The organism is Paenirhodobacter sp. (genome assembly GCF_047600745.1).
Lineage (GTDB): Bacteria > Pseudomonadota > Alphaproteobacteria > Rhodobacterales > Rhodobacteraceae > Rhodobacter.
Window position 1 is genome coordinate 256,790 of record NZ_JASGKI010000006.1, and the last position, 18,035, is coordinate 274,824.

The window sequence follows — 18,035 nt, forward strand, 5'->3', positions numbered from 1 at the left end:
GCTCACCGCACCGGCAGATCCCGCCGCAGGCTTTGCCGTGACAGGGCGGCGATCAGGTCGGTCTGCGTCACGATGCCGAGGATCCGCCCGCCCTCCAGCACCGGCACCGCATCGCAATCGCCAAGCGCCAGAAGCGGCAGCAGCGCCGCGATGGGGGTATCGGGCGCGGCATGGGGCGGGTCGGCCTGCATGATCTGTTCCGCGCGGGTGGGGGCGCCCCACCGGGCCCCGCCCGCGCGCCGGATCAGGTGGATCTGGAAGATCACGCCCCGGAAGCGGCCGTCCTCGGCCACCGGCAGCGAGGTGAAGTTATGCGTGCTGAACAGCTCCGCCACCACCCGCAACCGGGTGTCGGGCGTGACGGTCACAAGGTCGCGCGACATGATGTCGGCGGCGGTCAGCGGCCCGGCCTGATGCGACGCGGCCTGAAGCTCGGCGGCCCCGATCAGCCGGGCCAGATCCTCGATCCCGAGGTTCAGGTTCAGCCGATACCGTTCCAGAATCCCGGCCAGTTCGTCGCGTGACAGGCCCAGACGCTCGGGTGCGGGAGGGTCGGCGGTGCCATGCGGGCCGGGCGCGTCGAACTGCCGGAACGGATAGCGCCGCCCGGTCAACCGGGCATAGGCGATGGCCAGCACCACCAGCGCCACCGTTCCCGCCAGCACCGGCGCCAGCACGAACCGAAAGCCCAGTTCGCCGATCGCATCCGGGTTCAGCGCGGCGGTCATCGCCACCGCACCGGCGGGCGGATGCACCGCGCGCAGCGCGATCATCGCCATGACCGCGCCCCCGACGGCGAGCGCCACGCACCACGCCGGATCGGGGATGAACATCGTCGCCAGCACGCCGATCGCCGCCGCGCTGCCATTGCCCACCACCGCCGACCAGGGCTGTGCCAGCGGGCTGTTCGGCACCGCGAACAGCAGCACCGCGCTCGCCCCGAAAGGCGCGATCAGATACAGCCCCAGCCGCAGGTCCGTCATCGGCGACAGCAGGAACAGCCCCGCCACCGCCAGCCCGACCAGCGCGCCGATCCCCGCCCGCACCGCCTCGCGCGGCGATCCGGGGCCGATGGCCGGGCCAAGCGCCTGCGCGATCCGGGTCAATGTCGTGGTCATGTCCGTGCCTGTTCTTTGGGCGTGTTGCGCAAAACTGTCGCAACCTGCCAAAGGGCGCAAGCGGTCTTTTCCCCTCCGCCCGATCAGAAGCGGAGTTCGAATTCGAGCCGTGCATACAGCGCGTCATCCGCCGCGCCAAAGGCATCGCCGGGGCGGAAATAGCCCAGAACCAGTTGAAACTCCCGGTCTTCGTCCGGCTCATAGGTCAGCACGAGGTCGATTTCCTCTCCCAGATCGCGGCTGATCCCGTCCGGATCGGCGTCGAGCGCACTGTCGCGCAGGGTATCGCTGGCCTCGACCTGCCGGAACCGGTTGTAGACCAGATCGAGCGCCAGCGTCTCTGTCGGGTTCATGCCCAGCCCGGCGGTCAGGATCGCCATGTTCGACAGTTCCGGATCGAACCCCGCGCCGTAATAGCTCAGTTTGGACCCGGCGCCGAAGCGGCCTTCGTTCGATTGCAGGCCGGTCTGGCGGAATTCGGTGTTGCGATTGTCCTGCGGATCGTCATCACCGCTGGCCCAGGCATAGCCCAGCGTCAGGCGCCGCGCCCCAAGGGTCCAGGTCGCCCCCGCCGTCAGCGCATGGCCGCGCAGGGGCCGCGTGCCGTCTGTCCCGCGCACGAACGCAAGGTCGGCCCAATGCTCCACCGCCCCGGTCAGTGCGCCGTGGCTGCGCAGGCCCAGATGCAGCGGGCGGTCCCTGCCCGAACGGTCCCCCTTCGAACGGTCATCGCGCAGCACCGCATAGCCGCCCAGCCACAGCCCATCCCGAACCTCCACATCCGCCAGCGCGGCGAGGTTGTTCACCGGCTCTCCGGTCGAGCGCGGATCCAGCAGATCCCGATGCCACATATCCGCGCGCGACAGCGACAGATCGAACGCGACGCGCCCCCCTTCGTGCAGCAACCGCAGCCCGTCGAGGTTTTCATCGAACAGCCATTCGCGCGGGTCGCGCAACTGGAACCGGCCCAGCTGGATTTCGCCGCCGTCATAGGCTTCGATGCCGATCCAGGCCTGATTGATCTTCAGCCGCTCGATCCGGTCCACCCGTTCGCCCTGAGTGTAATCGCGGATCAGGGCCGCCTCTGCTTCCAGCCGCGCCCGCACCGTTTCGGAATGCCGATAGCGCAGCGTGCCGCGCAGGGTCAGTTCATGGGCGTTCACATCCGCGCGGTCGTCATCGTCAAGGTCGAAATTGCCCTCGTATTCGCTTTCCCACCCCAGTTGGAACTGCGTTTCCAGCCGGCTGTCTTCGGCCAGCGCCGGTGCGGACAGGGCCATGCAGGCGGCAAGCCCGGCGGGAAGTCGGTTCATCGGTATCTCCTTGTTATCGACGCGGGGCCTGCATGTCCGCGCCCGGGGGGCAGGGTCATGCAATCCACCCGGCATTTCATCGACAACGCGGCAGGGCCGGATTTCCTCCACCGGAAAACGCTTCGCGGCGAAGTTTTATGCCGCCCGGTCGGGGCGGATGCCCGATCCGCCCCGAGGTCAGGCGGAGGGGGTCCAGAAGCCGCGCTGAAGCTCCGCCGCCTCTTCCGCCAGCAGCGGGCCGACCACTTCGACCGGGCGCTGTCCGGCGCCGAAGACGATGCGGCAGGGCAGATCCAGGGTCGGGTTTTCCGCGTGGTTTCCGGTCAGCTCCTTCAGCTCATGCTCGGTCTGGCCAAAGACGACGCGCCCCACCCCCGCCCAGTAGAGCGCGCCGGAACACATCGCGCAGGGCTCGGCTGAGGTATACAGCGTGCAGTCCTTCAGGACCTCCGGCCGCCAGCGTTTCGAGGCCCGCGTGGCGATCAGCCGCTCGGCATGTGCGGTCATGTCATGGCCCTCTTCCTCGAAGGCATTGCCCTGCTCCATCAGCACCGCGCCATCCGGCCCGACGAGGATGCAGCCGAACGGATGCTGGCCCTTGTCGCGGGCGGCGCGGGCGATGTCGAAGGCCTTGCGCAGGTAGGTTTCGTGGTCGAGGTCGGGAAGCATGGCAGTCTCCGGTCAGCGGGTGGGTTGAGGGTCCAGGGCGCGAAACGGCGCCGGATCCGGTCGATGGAGCAAAACAGGATCAGGCTGAGCGTCACCAGAACGGCGCGCCCCGCAAAGGTCTGTGGAATGCGGAAGTTCGAGGTCGAGAAGGCGATCCCCTTCTCCGCCACTCGCAGCGGCGCCCAGATAGTGGCCGCCCATACCGCCAGCGGCGCCTCGATCATATCGCCCGGGCGCGGCGACATCACGATCAGCCGGTCGGCGGGTAACAGCGCCTCGGGGATCATCGCGTCACTTCAGAAAGCGGGTATCAACAGCCGTCGCCGGATCGAAACTGTCGGGCGCAAGCCCCTGCGAGCGCGCCACCCAATCCCACGTCGCCCGCAGCAGGCCGGGTTCAAAGACGCCCGCGCCGTCCTTTTCGGCGGTCGGATTGACCATCAGCGGGATCGAGGCACGCCATTGCCCCTCGGCGGCGGCAAGGTCGATGCCGGGCGCGAGGCTTTGCACCGCCGCCGCGGCCCCCGCCGGATCGGCAATCGCCGCAGCCTGCGCCTTCTCATAGGCGGCGACGAATTTGCGCAGCGTTTCGGGTTTCGACTGGATCATCCGGTCGGAGGCCAGCAGCGACAGGCCATAGCCCTCGAAGCCCGCATCCGACCACGGGATGTTGTGCAGCACCTTGCCGACCTCCGCCAGCGGCCCCTCAAAGGCCGGGGCGACGGTGAGCCAGTTGATCGTGGCGGCGATCTGCCCCGTCGCCAGCATCGGCGCCAGCGCGCCCGGATCCACCTTCAGCAGCCTGATACTGTCGGCGTCGATACCGTTTTCCTTCAGCAGGATCGGCCAGACCACATTCGAGGCCGAGAAGGTCGCCGTCGCCACCGTCTTGCCTTCGAGATCCTTCAGCCGGGTGATGCCGCTGCCCTCGGTGGTGAAGATCGCATCGGGCTGCACCGTGTAGATCGCGGCGATCGCCGTCACCGGCGCGCCGCTTTCCGCCCGCGCCTGCAACAGCGCCGAGAGGCCCCCGGTGCCGATGTCCGCCGCGCCGGTGGCGAGCTTGGTCACCACATCGGACGAGCCCCGGCCCGACTGGATCGTGACATCAAGGCCCGCGTCCTTGAAATAGCCCTTTTCCACCCCGTAATAGACCGCCGCCTTGTCGCCCGAGGGCAGCCAGTCGATCAGGAAGGTGACGTCTTCGGCAAAGGCGGGTGCGGCCAGAACGGCGCAGGCCAGCGCAAGGGTTTTCACTGCATGGCTCCTTGTGTCAGGGGTTCATGCGCCATCAGAAAGGGCCGGATGACGGCGAGGAGATCGGCGGGCGCCGCAAGCTGCGGCACATGCCCGGTCGTCAGTGTGGCGCGTTCCGCCCCGGGCGAGAGCTCTTGCATCCGGCGCTGCACCGCGAGCACGACGGAACGGTCCCCGGTCGCCTCGACATACAGACGCGGTACCCGGCCATAGCGGGCGGGGGTCAGGCGCGGGGTGACGGCGCGGGCACCCTCGCCCTGTGGTGTCAGGCGCTGCGCGGCATCAGGCGGGCAATCGTGCAGGAAAATCTTCCGCGCGGCCTCGGGCGGCACACGCGACAGGCGCCGGTCATCGGACCAGATCAGCCAGGGGCCGATGCCTGCGGCCTCCGGGTGTTCGGGCAGCAGATCGGCCACGATCCGGGCGAAACTGCCGCCATCGGGCAGCATCATCCCGGCGACATAGGTCAGGCTCAGCACCGCATCGGGCCGCGCCTCGGCCAGCATCGAGGCAAAGACCCCGCCGCCCGAATGGCCGATGACATGGGCCGGGCCGGTGCGGTTCAGCACGCCCTCCAGATGCGTCAGGCAATCCGCCGCGCTGACATCTTCAGGCCGGATCGGCCCCGTGCCATTCCCCGGCAGGTCCACCGCGACCGGATCGAACCCCGCCGCCCGCAACAGCGGCACAAAGGCATCCCAGGCCCAGCTTCCCTGCCAGGCGCCATGGATCAGGATGACCGCCGTCATGCCTTTTGCGCCACGGCATAGGTATGGGCATACATCTCGCGCAGGTGATCCTCGACCGTGATCGGCGGGAATTTCGCGGGTTCGGACGGGTCGAGGCTTTCCACCACTACATCGGGGTTGCCGGTGTAGAAGAACGGCACCGAATAGCGTTCCCGCCCCGAGGCATTCACCACCCGATGCAGCGTCGAACGATAGCGCCCGTTGGTCCAGCGCTGGATCATGTCGCCCAGGTTGACGACAAAGGCGCCGGGCACCGGCTGCGCATGGATCCACGCGCCCGATGCCGCATCGAACACCTGTAACCCGCCGACCGTATCTTGCAACAGCAGGGTCAGGCCGCCGAAATCGGTATGCGCCCCGGCGCCCATCTCGTTTTCCGCCGCCTTGGCGGGCTGCGGCGGATAGTGCAGCAGCCGCAGCGTGATCAGCGGATCCTTGCAGAAGGTGGCGAAATGGTCTTCGGGCAGGGCCAGCGACAGCGCCATGCCGCGCATCAGCCGCTCGCCCAGATCCTGCATCGCGGCGAAATAGGCGCGCATCACCGGGCGGAAGCCGGGCAGATCCTCCGGCCACTGGTTCGGCCCCCGGTTGAACCGGCGCGCGACCACGCGCGGGTCGTCCATCGGCAGTTCGGGGCCGATGTAGAACCCTTCCTTCAGGTCGGCGGGCGCGGTCGGGTCCAGCGCCTGCCCCCGCATCGGCTCATAGCCCCGGTTGCAGAAGGAATGCGCCTTGTCGATCCGCGCCTTGGCCTCGGGCGGCTGGTCGAAGAACGCCTTGGATTCGGCGAAAACCGCGTCGATCAGGCCCTGCGGCACGCCATGGCCGGTGGCATAGAAGAACCCCTTGTCGAGACAGGCCGCGCGCAGCGCCCGGCCCACGGCCTCGCGCGCCGCAGGGTCAGCGGACGACAGCCCCGCGACGTCGATCACGGGCAGGGCTGCGGCGGAAACGGAACGGGCGGTCAGGGTCATCGGTCGGGCCTTCGGTCAGGGAACCGGGCGACCCTAACCGCCCCGCCATGCGCCCCCAAAGAACAGAATTCTCAGCATGCCGATGCCGTTTCGGCATCACCCTTCGCGCGCCACCGCCACCAGATGATCCGCCATCAGCCGCAACGTCAGATCCACCGAGGGCGCCAGCGACCGCCCGGCCCGGACATAGATCCCCAACTCGCTCCACATCGGTTCGCCCTGCCGCATCAGCGGCACATGCACCAGTTCGCCGCGCGCAAGCTCCGGCTCCAGCCCGAGCCGGGTCTGGAACGAAATCCCGAGCCCCGCCAGCGTCATCCGATACATCAGTTGCACCGAGGAGGAGGTGACGAAGGCACCCTCACCCGGCGGCAGATCGGCCAGCAGCGGGCGCAGAATACGGTGGATCGACAGCGAGGCATCGGGCAGGATCAGCCGGTGCCCGATGCAGTCGTTCAGCGTCACCCACGGCCGCCCGGCCAGCGGATGACCGGGCGCCGCCACCAGCCCGAGCCGGAACCGCGCCACCGCCGCCTGCCGCAGATCGGGCTGGCGCTGGATGTCGAAACCGATGCCCATATCGGCCTGCCCCCCGGTCACCATCGCGGCGATCCGGTCCGAACCCTGGGTGGTGGCGCTGACGGTGATGCGGGGCGCGCGGTCGTGCAACTGGCCGAGGGCCTCGGGCAGAAAGGTCCGGGTCAGCCCCTCGATCGTCACGATGTCCACATGCCCGATCCGCGCGCCCTTCAGGCCCTCGATCTCGCCCCGGGCGCGCTCGAAATCCTGAAGGACCACAACGACATGACGGGCCAGCGCCTCCCCCGCCGCGGTCAGCCGCACGCCGCCCGGAACGCGCTCGAACAGCACCGCGCCGATCTCGTCTTCGAGCTTCAGGATCTGCCGGTTCACCGCCGAAGAGGCGACATTGAGCCGCCGCGCCGCCGCGCGGATGGACCCTGCGCGGCGCACGGCGTCGAAATAATACAGCGAAGCGGCATGAAGGCGCATCAGGATCTCCCGTCGGATGCGCCGATCATGCCCCGATCATCCGCGCGGGACGAGGGCGAAACGTCTGCCGCTCCGGCTTCGCCCCGCGCCAGCGCGAAGTGACCGCCGCATCGTCGCCCGGATGCCACGCGACAGGGGGCTCTGCCGGTTGCGGTTTGTCCCGACCGGTCGAACGCCCGCCGCATCAGGTCGGGGATGATATAGCGGTCGTCGGCGGCTCCCAAAACCGGCCATATCCAACAAAACGCCGGATCCGCAGGTTTCGCAAACGGGCACAAAGAGAGACCCGCGATTCCGTAACGCGCCCATACCGGCCGCTTTGCCGTCGGATGTGGGGTTCCTGCCTGTTCCGAGGGGCGCCGTGCGATCCCTCAGCGCAGGCCGGCGATGGTATAGCCGCCGTCCACGAGGAGGCTCTGGCCGGTGACGAAGCGGGCCTCGTCGGTAGAGAGCCAGACCGCGACGTCGCCCGCGTCCTCGGGCAGGCCCGCGCGTCTGGCTGGGGTATGCTCGACGAAGGGGATGAAGGCGGAGGCGTCCGACCAGCCGCCGCGCGCCATCGGCGTGTCGATGATGCCGGGGGCGATGTTGTTGATCCGGATGCCCTTCGGCCCGTATTCCAGCGCCACTGCCCGGATCATCGCATCCAGCGCGCCCTTGCTGGCCGAATAGCTGGACGATCCGGCCAGCGCGCCCTGCGCCAGCCACGACGAGGTATTGACGATGCTGCCGCCCGTTCCCTGCGCAAGAAACGCCTCGATCTGGTATTTCACCGACAGCCAGACGCCGCGCAGGTTGGTGGCGATGACGGCATCGAAATCGGCACTGCTCTGTTCCATGATCGGCGCGAAATTCCCGAGGATCCCGGCGTTGTTGAAGGCGGCATCCAGACGGCCGAAGCGGTCGATTGTGGCACCGATCAGGCGGCGGATGTCGTCCTCGCGCGCTACATCGGTCGGCACGGCCAGCGCGGCGCCGCCCTGGGCGGTGATCTCCGCCGCGACGGCTTCGATCTCCGCCCGGCGGCGTCCGGCAAGGACAACCGCCGCGCCTTCACGGGCATAGGCCAGCGCCGCCGCCCGGCCGATGCCGGTACCGCCACCGGTGACGATAGCGACGCGATCCTGAAGCCTGGGGGGAGTTGCGGTTTCGGTGGTCATGATTGCGCTCCTGGGACTATTGTTGCGCAGGCAGGGTGATCGAGTTGACGATGAAGGGCACGCCGGGTTCGACGGGGCCGGCGTCCGGCGCATGGCGGAACAGCACCGTGTATTTCGAACTCGATGAAGTAGATCCTGCCGTCATGCACCGCGCCGGAACTGGGATCGGCCAGCCCGTTCGCCAACGTGTCGAGGGTGGCGGGGCCGTCCGGGTGCAGCGTGGCGACGGAGATCGAGCCGTTCAGCGGATCGTTGGCGGCGAAAGTGTTGTTCTCGAAGATCACGATCCGGCCATCGACGAAGCGGATCGCGTCGGCGTTCTTCAGCACGCGCGGCATCGGCACCGACGTCACCGCGCCATCCCTCAGCCCGACCCGCAGCAATTCCTGCGCGGCGGCAACACGCGAGACATAGACCGCCTTGCCCGGGTCGATCGTGATGCCGTTCAGGCACATCGGCCCGTCACAGAAGGCGGGGTTTTCGGCCCAGACCCGCAGCTCCGCCTCCGCCGCATCCAGCACCAGAATCCGCGGGCGTTTCGTGTCCGACACGAAGACCCGGCCCGCATCCAGCGCCAGATCGTTGCAATAGCCACCGCCGGGCAGGGCGTAGCTGGCCTTCGGTGCGCCGGTCGTCAGGTCGAACGCCTTCAGCGCGCTTTCGGTCCGGGGCGCGGTGCTGAACCCCGTGTCGCCGGAGCAGGCCCAGAGCGTTTCGCGCGCGGCATCAATCAGCAGCCCCTGCGTGTTGAACAGCCCGTTGCTGCCCGGCGGAATGAAGACCTCGGTACGGGTCTCGCCGGGGCGCAGCCGCGCGACGGAGCCCTGATGCCAGCTTCCGATATAGGTGGTGCCGTCCTCGGCGATGGCAACGCTCTCGGGATAGAAATCGTCGGGCAGGGGGAACAGGTCGGGCACCTGCGCGGCGGCGGGAAGCGCGAGGCACAGCGCCAGCGCAGTGAGGAATTTCATCGGTCGTCTCCTATCGTTCGGCGCATCCTACTGCGGGAGATTGTTCGGGATAATCCGCCTTGCATCGCACGCGGTGTTGGGTCAAATTCACCAATCATGCGGACGGGCGATTTCGGAGAACTGGCGGCCTTCGTGGCGATTGCCGAAGAGGGTGGCTTTCGCCGGGCGGCCGCGCGGCTGAACCTGACGCCCTCGACGCTCTCGCATTCGCTGCGGTCTTTGGAGGAAAAGCTCGGCGTGCGGCTGGTCAGCCGGACCACCCGGACGGTTGCCCTGACCGAGGCCGGGGAGGCCCTGTTGCGCCAGATCGGCCCGGCCTTCGCCCGTATCGAAACCGCGGTCGAGACCATCAACACCTTCCGCGACCATCCCGCAGGGACGGTGCGGATCAGCGTGCCGCGCGCGGTGGCGGCGCGGGTTCTGGTGCCGAAGTTCCGCGCCTTTTCCGACCGTTACCCGGATGTCACGCTGGAGGTGGCGGCGGAGAACGGCTTTGTCGACATCGTGAAACAGGGGTTCGACGCGGGCATCCGGCTGGGCGAAAGCCTCGACCGGGACATGATCGCCGTCCGCGTTACGCCAGACCTGCGCGCGGCGGTGGTGGCGGCGCCCGACTACCTCGCCCGCTTCCCCGCGCCGGAGACTCCGCGCGACCTGCACCGCCACGCCTGCATCGGCTGGCGCCAGCCGGGCAGCGGCGCGCTCTACCGCTGGGAGTTCGCGAAGGATGGGCAGGCGCTGAGCGTCGCCGTGACCGGGCCGCTGATCCTGAACGACCCCGATCTGATGGTCGATGCCGCGCTCTCCGGCGTGGGGCTGGCCTATGCGACGGAACAGCATGTCGCGGATCATCTGGCGGCGGGCCGCCTGATCCGAGTGCTGGAGGACTGGTGCCCGCCATACCCTGGCTTCTTCCTCTACTATCCCGGCCGCCGCCAACCCCCCGCCGCGCTGCGTGCGCTGGTGGAGATGCTGCGGGTCTGACATCACGCAGGCAACAGCCGCGCGACCAGATCATCCACGCGCGCCTCGGCATCGCGGATCGAGGCCGCCAGCCGTTCATCCGCGAATTCGTCATATTCGATGGCGACGGAATGCACCTCGGTCAGGCCCAGATACCCGAGCGGGACGGCGATACCGCGTTCCACCAGGTTCATCGCCTCCAACCGACCGCCCGGATCATAGCCGTAATCCCCGCGCGCGGCGAGGATCACCAGCCGCTTTCCCGGCGCCAGCATCGGCCAATACGGCTCCCCCGCGCGGCTGCGGTCGAAACCGAAGGTCAGGCCGACGCGGACGATATTGTCGATCCACGCTTTGAGCTGGGCCGGAACGCCGAAATTATACATCGGCGCCCCGATCACCACGACATCGGCCGCGATCAGTTCCGCCACCAGTTCGTCGCTTTCGGCCAGCCGCGCCCGCGCCGCCGCGTCCCGCCGTTCGGGCGGGGTAGAGGCGGCGGCAATCCAGTCGCCGCTGACCGGGGAGGGCGGCGCCTGCCCAACATCGCGACAGGTGACGGTATCGCCGGGCCGGGCATCCTGCCAGCGCTGGACGAAACGATGGGTCAGGCGGCGGGTATGCGATCCGCGCGGATCGGTTCCCGATCGGCCGGGGCGGGCGCTGGCGTTGATATGCAGGATTTTCATCGTCTCTCCATGAAACTGACTGGCTCACTCACGGAGGGTTTTGTCGATTGCATAGCCTGATGACAAAGGCGAATGTCTCAGGTGATGGAACAGTTTGAATCATCTATAATCCAGCGCAGGAAACTGCCCCCGCTTCCGGCGCTGCGCGCCTTCGAGGCGGCGGCACGGCATCTGAGCTTTCGCATGGCGGCCGAGGAACTTGCCGTGACACCGACCGCGATCAGCCATCAGGTGCGGCTGCTGGAGGAAACCCTCGGCCTGCGGCTGTTCGTGCGCCATATCCGGCGGGTTTCGCTGACGCCGGAAGGGGCGCAGCTTTACCCGGTGCTGCGCGAGGGGCTGGACGGTTTCGCCCGTGCCATCGCCGCGCTGTATCCGCAAAGCCGCCGGGCGGTGACGCTTACGGCGACGACACTGTTCACCGCCCGGCGCCTCATCCCCGCGCTGGCGGCGTTCCGCGCGCAATGGCAGGACCATGACCTGCGGCTTCATGCCAGTGAGGAGGTGGTCGATCTGCGGCGCGGCGGGGCGGATATTGCCCTGCGCTATGGCGATGGCCCGTTCCCCGGCCTGATTGCCGAACCCCTCTGCCGGGAGCGTTTCGGGGTGGTGTGCAGCCCCCGGCTTGGCCTTTCCGCGCCCGCCGACCTGCTGCAAACGACACTGATCCATTCCGAATGGCACCGCCGCGACATGCAGCCAGACTGGGTGAACTGGCGCAGCCTCGCCGATCTGGACGGGCTGGATACCACCGCCGGGCTGCGCTTCAGCGATGAGAGCCACGCCATTCAGGCCGCCGTCGCCGGTCATGGCGCGATGATCGCCAGCCTTGTTCTGGTCGAGGACGAGCTGTCGCAAGGCGTCCTGTGCCATCCGTTCGGGCCGGTCATCGAAGGGCACGCCTATCACCTGCTGACAACCGCCGAGAACGCCGCCCGCGAAGATGTTCAGGCGGTGATGGCGTGGCTGCGGACAGTGGTTCCCGCCTGAAGCGCTGCGGTGGTCAGGGTGTTGACCGTTCCATCGCGTCCAGAAGATCCTGCTCGAAGACTGGTGCCCGCCCTTTCCCGGCTTCTTCCCCTACTACCCCCGCCGCGCTGCGTGCGCTGGTGGAGATGCCGCGGGTCTAGCCTGCCCTGACCAGCGCCAGGCCGATCCGGTCGCCCATCCCGAGGCCATAGCCAAACTGGATCAGTTGTTCGGTCATCGGTTCCAGATAGCGCGCGTTCTGCAAAGCGCCCGCCGGAATGGCCTCAAGCCCGAACGCCTGCGCGAGCGCGATGACCGCGCCCACCGCCTCCGTGTCATCGCCCGCCACGAGAACGGGGACCGAGACCTCGCGTCCCTCGGCGCGCAGGGCGAGGACGGCGGCAAAGACGGTGCTGAACGCCTTGACGACATGCGCGCCGGGCAGGCGGGCGGCGATCTCTTCGGCGGCGGAAGTGGCATGGCCGAGCGTCAGGCTCATGAAGTCATCGGCGAGCGGGTTGGTCACGTCGATGACGATCTTGCGTGCCAAGACGCGGGCCACTGCCGGATCGCTGACGATTTCAATCGCCTTGGGATATTTCGTGGCGATGACGACGATCCCGGCCTGTTCCAGAGCCTTGACCGGCGCGCCTTCACGGCCGAAGGACAGCACCTCATGCCTGGCCTTCCGGGCGAGCGCCGCGATGGGTGCGCCCATATTGCCTTTTCCGAGAACCACGATGGTCATTCTGTTGCTCCTGTCTCGTTGAATGATCGAGACATAGCCGGGGCAAACATGGTATTCTCGCCCTGTGATGCCAATTGATAGGGCGAGACAGACAAATCCCGGAATCGTGGACCCGGACGCGACATCGCGACCGGTCTTCGTGCTGTCCGACCGGCACGAGCGCATGCAGGTGCCGTGGCACAGCCACCGGCGGTCGCAGCTCATCCATGTCAGCACGGGGGTGTTGACCGTGATGACCCGCCACGCCCGTTTCGTCATCCCGCCGCAAAGGGCGGTCTGGATCGGGCCGGGGGTGGAGCATCGGATCGCCAGCCGGGCGCCGTTCTGGCTGACCACCTGCTATGTCGAGCCGGGAGTGCTCGATGTGCCGGAAGGGGTGCGGGCCGTCGCGGTGGATCGGCTGACCGACGAATTGCTGATCGCGGCGTCCGGCTTCGGCGGCGACTACCCCGGGCACGGCGCGGAAGCCCGGCTGGTGGCCGTGCTGCTGGACAGGCTGCCGGCGCTCAGGCCGACGGACATCTACCTGCCGGAGCCGGCGGACGCCCGGCTGCGCCGGATCGCCGGGCGGCTGTTCGCCGCGCCGGAGTGCAACGCGACACTGGCGGCCCTGTCGGCAGAGGCCGCGCTGACCGAACGGACGGCCGCGCGGCTTTTCGTGAAGGAGACCGGGCTGACCTTCGGTCGCTGGCGTCAGCATCTGAAGCTGCAAGTGGCGCTGGAACATCTGTCGGACGGATCCAGCGTCACCGAAGCCGCCTTCGCCGTTGGATATTCCGACGTGTCTTCGTTCATCGCGGCGTTCAGGCAGCTTTTCGGCACGACGCCCTCGCGCATCCTGTCGGGGTGAGAGGTCACGCCATTCAGGCCGCCATCGCCGGTCATGGCGCGATGATCGCCAGCCTTGTTCTGGTCGAGGACGAGCTGTCGCAAGGCGTCCTGTGCCATCCGTTCGGGCCGGTCATCGAAGGGCACGCCTATCACCTGCTGACAACCGCCGAGAACGCCGCCCGCGCGGATGTTCGGGCGGTGATGGCCTGGCTGCGGACAGTGGTTTCCTCCTGAAGCACTGCGGCGGTCAGGGCGTTGACCGTTCCATCGCGTCCAGAAGATCCGCCAGCAGGGCACGGCTGTCCGCCAGTTTCGCCACCTGATCCTCGACCAGCGCGATCTGGCGGCGCAGCGTGTCCTTCAACTCATCGCAGGGCTCGAATGCCCCGCGGTCTTCCAGCGCGCAGGGCAGGAACTGCCGGATCACCGGCAGCGTCATCCCCGCCGTGCCGAGGCTTCTGATCCGTCGCACCGTTTCCACATCCCGCGCGTCATAATCGCGATAGCCGTTCGGCCCGCGCACAGGTGTTAGCAGGCCCTCGCCCTCGTAATAGCGCAGCATGCGGATGCTGGTCCGGCTGCGCCGCGATAGTTCGCCGATCTTCATGAAACACCCCTTGACCCTGACAGCGCTGTCACAGTGTAGAGAGGCGGCTCTTCGATGCAATCCCGATCAGGAGCCGATGGAATGCCCTTGGAATTTCCCAGCCGAACCCAGATTGATGGCCGAACCGCGACGGCAGACAATCTTGCCCCCCTTGCCTTTGCCGGTTTCGCGCATTTCACCGCCATGCAGCTGCGGGGCGGGCGCGTCCGGGGGCTTGATCTGCACCTTGCGCGCCTGCGTTCGGCATCCGTGGCCTTCTTTGGTCAGGCCATGCCCGACGATCTGGTGCGGTCCCATCTGCGCCATGCGCTGGCGGGTGGCCCCGCCGACCTGTCCCTGACCGCCACCATGTTTTCGCGCCGGGGCGAGTTCACGCCCCTGGGCGCGGGGGACGATCCCGCGATCCTCGTGCGCACCGCGCCGCCTTCGGATGGCCCGGCCGGCCCCCTGCGCCTGATGGCGGTGCCGCACGAACGCCCTTTGGTCGGCATCAAGCATGTGGGCGAGGCGGCCAAGACCTTTTACCTGCGCCAAGCGGTCGCGCGCGGTTTCGACGATGCGGCCTTTGTCGATCACCGGGGGCATCTCAGCGAGGCGACGATCTGGAACCTTGCCTTCTGGGACGGCGAGACGGTCATCTGGCCCGATGCCGCCGTTCTGCCCGGCATCACCATGCAGATCCTCCGCCGCCAGTTGGACGCCATGGGCGTTCCGCAGCGCAGCGAGCCGGTCTCGCTGGACCGGCTCCAAAGCCTGACGGGCGCTGTGGTGATGAACTCGTGGACCCCCGGCATCACGGTCAGCGCGATCGGCGCGGTCGATCTGCCGGGCTCCGCCTCATTGGTCGAGTTGCTGCACCACGCCTATGGGAACGAACCTGCATCCGCCCCCTGAGCGCAGCAGATGGCAAAGCCGGTTGGCTTTGCCATGCCGCTGGCGCGCAATGGGCCTCACGCCACCTCCACGACCACCTTCCCGAAGGGGCCACGGTCGAGATGATCCAGCGCGGCGGGCAGGTCGGCCATCGGATAGCGGGCGTCGATCACCGGTTTGATCCCGGCGTTGTCGACGGCGGCGACCAGATCCTCCAGCGCGCGGCGGTGCCCGACGCCGATGCCGTGGAGCGTGACGTTCTTCAGCATCAGCGGCCCGGCGGGCGCTGCAATGTCGAAGCCTTCCATCACCCCGATCTGGTAGATCCGGCCGTTGATTGCCGCCGTCTGCACCGCCCTGGCCAGATGCGGCCCGCCGATGAGTTCGAGGATATGATCCGCGCCCCGGTCGGCGGTGACGCGCCATGCGGCCTCGACCCAATCCTCCGCCGTCCGGTCGATCCCGTGATCCGCGCCGAGCGCGCGGGCACGCGCCAGCTTCTCCGCGCTTCCCGAGACGACGATCGCCTTCGCACCATGCGCCTTGGCGATCTGAAGGCCGAACAGCGCCACGCCGCCCGTGCCCTCGACCAGAACGGTTTCACCGGCGCGCAGCCGCCCCCTCTCGACCAGCGCGAACCAGGCAGTCAGCCCGGCGCAGGGCAGGGTGCTGGCTTCCGCGTCGGACAGGGCTTCCGGGGCGCGGACCAGCCAATCCTCGGGGAAGGCGACGTATTCCGCCAGAACACCGGGATGGGCGCCGCCCAGGGTCCGATAGGGCGGCGTGCGGGCGTCCCCCAGTGGTGCGCCGTCGATCCAGCCCGGCGCGAAGGTGGAAATCACCCTGTCGCCCACGCGGAACCGGGTCGCGCCCTCGCCCAGACCCACCACGGACCCGGCGAGGTCCGAGCCGGGGGTGAAGGGGAAGTCCAGCGGCAGGCCCATGCCGCCCTCGATCACCAGCTTGTCGCGGTAATTCAGCGCGACGGCGGCGACCTTCACCAGCACCTCTCCCGGCCCCGCGACGGGCATTGGAACCTCCGCAAGGGTCAGCCTGTCCCGACCGATCCCATTCATCTGCCAGCGTTTCATCATCTGCTCCTTTATTGCAGGCGCAGCTTATCGTTGAATACTGCGGCGTGGTGGCGATAGTATTTCGCATGATCGGTGCCTGAGGGGCGACAATGGACAATTCCCTGAGCGGCGTGGATGTCTTCGTTGCCGCCGTCGAATGCGGCAGCTTCGCGGCGGCGGCGGAACGGCTGCACCTCACCCGTTCGGCGGTCGCCAAGACCATCGCGCGGATCGAGGCGCGGCTGGAAACCCGCCTGTTCCACCGCACCACCCGCAGCCAGAGCCTGACCGAGGATGGCCAGCTTTATTACGAGCGCTGTGTGCGGGCGTTGGAGGAACTTCGCGCCGCCGAGGCCGCGCTCGCGGCCGGTCGGCGCGAGGCGTCGGGGCGGCTGCGGGTCTCGGTGCCGATCCTGTTCGGGCGGCGCTGCGTGGCCCCGGTTCTGGCCCGGCTGACGGCGCAGCATCCGAAGCTGGAACTCGACCTGTCCTTCTCCGACCGCCCGGTGGATCTGATCGAGGACGGCTTCGACCTCGCCATCCGCAACGGCGAGGTCGGCGAGGGCTCCGGCCTGATGAGCCGGACGATCAGCCTGCAACGGATGACGGTCTGCGCCGCGCCCGGCTATCTTGCCGAACGGGGGCGGCCGGAGGCGCTGGCCGACCTGATGGCTCATCGCGCCGTGGTCTACGGACGCGCGGGTCGCGTCCGCAGCTGGCAATTTCCGGGCGTCGGGGAGGCGACGCCGCCCGCGCGCCTGCGCTTCGACGATCTGGAAGCGATCGCGGATGCCGCCGAGGCCGGGCATGGCCTTGCCTGGCTGCCCTGCTGGCTGATCCGGGAGCGGGTGCGAGCGGGGCGGCTGGTGCCGCTGCTGGAAGGTCTGCCCCGGCTGGTTCTGCGGACACATGCCCTCTGGCCCGAAACGCCGCATCTGCCGCTGCGCACCCGGCTGGCCATCGACGCGCTGGCCGCCGCGCTGCCGGGGAGCGCCGAGCTATGAGGCCATCGGCGGGTTGAGCCGGGCGAAGCCCTCCTGTCGGCGATAGGGGAAATGGGGATAGGGGGCGGTGACGGCGCTGGCGGCATCCAGCTTCGCGATCTGGTCGGCGGTCAGGGTCCAGCCGATGGCGCCGAGGTTCTGGCGAAGCTGGTCTTCATTGCGGGCGCCGATGATGACGGTGGAGACGGTCGGGCGTTGCAGGAGCCAGTTGAGCGCGATCTGCGGAACGGTCTTGCCGGTTTCCTCCGCCACGGCGTCGAGCGCATCGACCACGCGATAGAGGTGTTCATCCTCCACCGGCGGGCCGAAGCTGGCGGTCTCATGCAGGCGGCTGCCTTCGGGGAGCGGTGTCCCGCGCCGGATTTTGCCGGTCAGCCGACCCCAGCCGAGCGGGCTCCAGACCATCGCGCCAAGCCCCTGATCCGCGCCGAGCGGCATCAGATCCCATTCGTAATCGCGCCCGACCAGCGAGTAATAGACCTGATTGGCGACATAGCGCGGCCAGCCATGACGCTCGGCCACGGCCAGCGATTTCATGATCTGCCAGCCGGAGAAGTTGGAGACGCCGACATAGCGCAGCTTGCCGTCACGCACGAGGGTGTCGAGCGTGGACAGCACTTCCTCGACCGGGGTGAAGGCGTCGAAGGCATGAAGCTGGAAGATGTCAATGCGGTCGGTTTGCAGGCGGCGCAGCGCGTCCTCCACCGCGCGGATCAGCCGAAAGCGCGAGGAACCGGCATCGTTCGGCCCGTCGCCCATCGGCAGGCTGGCCTTGGTCGAAATCAGCACGGCGTCGCGCCGGCCCTTGATCGCCTCGCCAAGCACTTCCTCCGAAGCGCCGTCGGAATAGACGTCTGCCGTGTCGAACAGGTTCACGCCGGCGTCGAGGCAGATGTCCACGAGGCGGCTGGCCTCCGGGACGCCGGAGGTGCCCCAATTGCTGAACAGCGGGCCGGAGCCGCCGAAGGTGCCCGCGCCGAAGCTGAGGACCGGCACCTTGAGGCCGGATTTGCCGAGAGGGCGGTATTCCATGGGATGTTCCTTTCGTTATGCAGG

At 68.2% G+C, this 18,035-nt stretch carries 21 protein-coding genes and 1 pseudogene; 7 read left to right on the forward strand and 15 right to left on the reverse strand.

Translation table 11 applies throughout. The features are described from left to right. Positions 1-2: 2 nt before the first annotated feature. The 10 genes from QM789_RS20395 to QM789_RS20440 all read right to left on the reverse strand — a co-directional run bounded on the left by QM789_RS20395 (position 3) and on the right by QM789_RS20440 (position 9,222). A complete protein-coding gene (locus QM789_RS20395) occupies positions 3-1,118 on the reverse strand; it encodes an HPP family protein (protein ID WP_420353670.1) in 1,116 nt (371 codons plus the stop codon). An 83-nt stretch (positions 1,119-1,201) separates the two neighbouring features. Beyond that, the gene (locus QM789_RS20400; RefSeq protein ID WP_420353671.1) at positions 1,202-2,431 is read right to left on the reverse strand and encodes an alginate export family protein; all 1,230 of its coding nucleotides are present in this window, start codon (positions 2,429-2,431) and stop codon (positions 1,202-1,204) included. Between the two features lie 177 nt (positions 2,432-2,608). Then, the gene (locus tag QM789_RS20405; RefSeq protein WP_420353966.1) at positions 2,609-3,070 is read right to left on the reverse strand and encodes a nucleoside deaminase; all 462 of its coding nucleotides are present in this window, start codon (positions 3,068-3,070) and stop codon (positions 2,609-2,611) included. Continuing rightward, entirely contained in the window at positions 2,977-3,387 is a 411-nt protein-coding gene (locus QM789_RS20410; RefSeq protein WP_420353672.1) for a hypothetical protein, read from the reverse strand. Before QM789_RS20410 ends, QM789_RS20405 begins: the two co-directional genes overlap by 94 nt. Positions 3,388-3,391: 4 nt before the next feature. Next, a complete protein-coding gene (locus QM789_RS20415) occupies positions 3,392-4,357 on the reverse strand; it encodes an ABC transporter substrate-binding protein (RefSeq protein WP_420353673.1) in 966 nt (321 codons plus the stop codon). Beyond that, positions 4,354-5,106 (reverse strand): alpha/beta fold hydrolase, encoded by a 753-nt coding sequence (locus QM789_RS20420; RefSeq protein WP_420353674.1) that lies wholly within the window; start codon positions 5,104-5,106, stop codon positions 4,354-4,356. Before QM789_RS20420 ends, QM789_RS20415 begins: the two co-directional genes overlap by 4 nt. After that, the gene (locus tag QM789_RS20425) at positions 5,103-6,080 is read right to left on the reverse strand and encodes an isopenicillin N synthase family dioxygenase (RefSeq protein WP_420353675.1); all 978 of its coding nucleotides are present in this window, start codon (positions 6,078-6,080) and stop codon (positions 5,103-5,105) included. Before QM789_RS20425 ends, QM789_RS20420 begins: the two co-directional genes overlap by 4 nt. Positions 6,081-6,176: 96 nt before the next feature. Beyond that, entirely contained in the window at positions 6,177-7,091 is a 915-nt protein-coding gene (locus QM789_RS20430) for a LysR family transcriptional regulator (protein ID WP_420353676.1), read from the reverse strand. A gap of 371 nt (positions 7,092-7,462) precedes the next feature. Continuing rightward, positions 7,463-8,251 (reverse strand): SDR family NAD(P)-dependent oxidoreductase, encoded by a 789-nt coding sequence (locus tag QM789_RS20435; RefSeq protein WP_420353677.1) that lies wholly within the window; start codon positions 8,249-8,251, stop codon positions 7,463-7,465. Then, the gene (locus QM789_RS20440) at positions 8,248-9,222 is read right to left on the reverse strand and encodes a hypothetical protein (RefSeq protein WP_420353678.1); all 975 of its coding nucleotides are present in this window, start codon (positions 9,220-9,222) and stop codon (positions 8,248-8,250) included. Before QM789_RS20440 ends, QM789_RS20435 begins: the two co-directional genes overlap by 4 nt. Positions 9,223-9,318: 96 nt before the next feature. On the opposite strand from QM789_RS20440, the gene QM789_RS20445 reads away from it, so the two are divergent. After that, positions 9,319-10,206 (forward strand): LysR family transcriptional regulator, encoded by an 888-nt coding sequence (locus tag QM789_RS20445; protein ID WP_420353679.1) that lies wholly within the window; start codon positions 9,319-9,321, stop codon positions 10,204-10,206. 2 nt (positions 10,207-10,208) lie between these two features. On the opposite strand, the gene QM789_RS20450 is transcribed toward QM789_RS20445, so the two are convergent. Continuing rightward, positions 10,209-10,874 (reverse strand): FMN-dependent NADH-azoreductase, encoded by a 666-nt coding sequence (locus QM789_RS20450; protein WP_420353680.1) that lies wholly within the window; start codon positions 10,872-10,874, stop codon positions 10,209-10,211. An 84-nt stretch (positions 10,875-10,958) separates the two neighbouring features. On the opposite strand from QM789_RS20450, the gene QM789_RS20455 reads away from it, so the two are divergent. Then, a complete protein-coding gene (locus QM789_RS20455; protein WP_420353681.1) occupies positions 10,959-11,864 on the forward strand; it encodes a LysR substrate-binding domain-containing protein in 906 nt (301 codons plus the stop codon). 136 nt (positions 11,865-12,000) lie between these two features. On the opposite strand, the gene QM789_RS20460 is transcribed toward QM789_RS20455, so the two are convergent. Continuing rightward, positions 12,001-12,591: an NADPH-dependent F420 reductase gene (locus QM789_RS20460; protein WP_420353682.1), complete on the reverse strand. Its 591-nt coding sequence runs from the start codon at positions 12,589-12,591 to the stop codon at positions 12,001-12,003. Between the two features lie 67 nt (positions 12,592-12,658). Here QM789_RS20460 and QM789_RS20465 point away from each other — a divergent pair. The 3 genes and pseudogenes from QM789_RS20465 to QM789_RS20475 all read left to right on the forward strand — a co-directional run. Continuing rightward, positions 12,659-12,940, forward strand: a pseudogene (locus tag QM789_RS20465) (AraC family ligand binding domain-containing protein); the annotation flags it as partial. 261 nt (positions 12,941-13,201) lie between these two features. Continuing rightward, positions 13,202-13,441, forward strand: coding sequence for a helix-turn-helix domain-containing protein (locus QM789_RS20470; RefSeq protein ID WP_420353967.1), 240 nt, complete (start codon positions 13,202-13,204; stop codon positions 13,439-13,441). Next, positions 13,438-13,656, forward strand: coding sequence for a hypothetical protein (locus tag QM789_RS20475; protein ID WP_420353683.1), 219 nt, complete (start codon positions 13,438-13,440; stop codon positions 13,654-13,656). The genes QM789_RS20470 and QM789_RS20475 overlap by 4 nt, the downstream gene beginning before the upstream one ends. Before the next feature lie 13 nt (positions 13,657-13,669). Here the strand turns inward: QM789_RS20475 and QM789_RS20480 are convergent, their stop codons facing one another. Then, positions 13,670-14,029 (reverse strand): MerR family transcriptional regulator, encoded by a 360-nt coding sequence (locus QM789_RS20480; protein ID WP_420353684.1) that lies wholly within the window; start codon positions 14,027-14,029, stop codon positions 13,670-13,672. 81 nt (positions 14,030-14,110) lie between these two features. Here QM789_RS20480 and QM789_RS20485 point away from each other — a divergent pair, with 81 nt between their 5' ends. Then, positions 14,111-14,923, forward strand: a complete 813-nt coding sequence (locus QM789_RS20485; RefSeq protein WP_420353685.1) for an aminotransferase class IV family protein — start codon at positions 14,111-14,113, stop codon at positions 14,921-14,923. A gap of 56 nt (positions 14,924-14,979) precedes the next feature. On the opposite strand, the gene QM789_RS20490 is transcribed toward QM789_RS20485, so the two are convergent. Further along, complete coding sequence (locus QM789_RS20490; protein ID WP_420353686.1) at positions 14,980-15,993, reverse strand: zinc-dependent alcohol dehydrogenase family protein; 1,014 nt, start codon at positions 15,991-15,993, stop codon at positions 14,980-14,982. A gap of 92 nt (positions 15,994-16,085) precedes the next feature. Here QM789_RS20490 and QM789_RS20495 point away from each other — a divergent pair, with 92 nt between their 5' ends. Then, positions 16,086-16,979 (forward strand): LysR family transcriptional regulator, encoded by an 894-nt coding sequence (locus QM789_RS20495; protein WP_420353687.1) that lies wholly within the window; start codon positions 16,086-16,088, stop codon positions 16,977-16,979. Here the strand turns inward: QM789_RS20495 and QM789_RS20500 are convergent. Next, positions 16,974-18,011, reverse strand: a complete 1,038-nt coding sequence (locus QM789_RS20500) for an aldo/keto reductase (protein WP_420353688.1) — start codon at positions 18,009-18,011, stop codon at positions 16,974-16,976. The genes QM789_RS20495 and QM789_RS20500 overlap by 6 nt on opposite strands. Positions 18,012-18,035 lie beyond the last annotated feature (24 nt).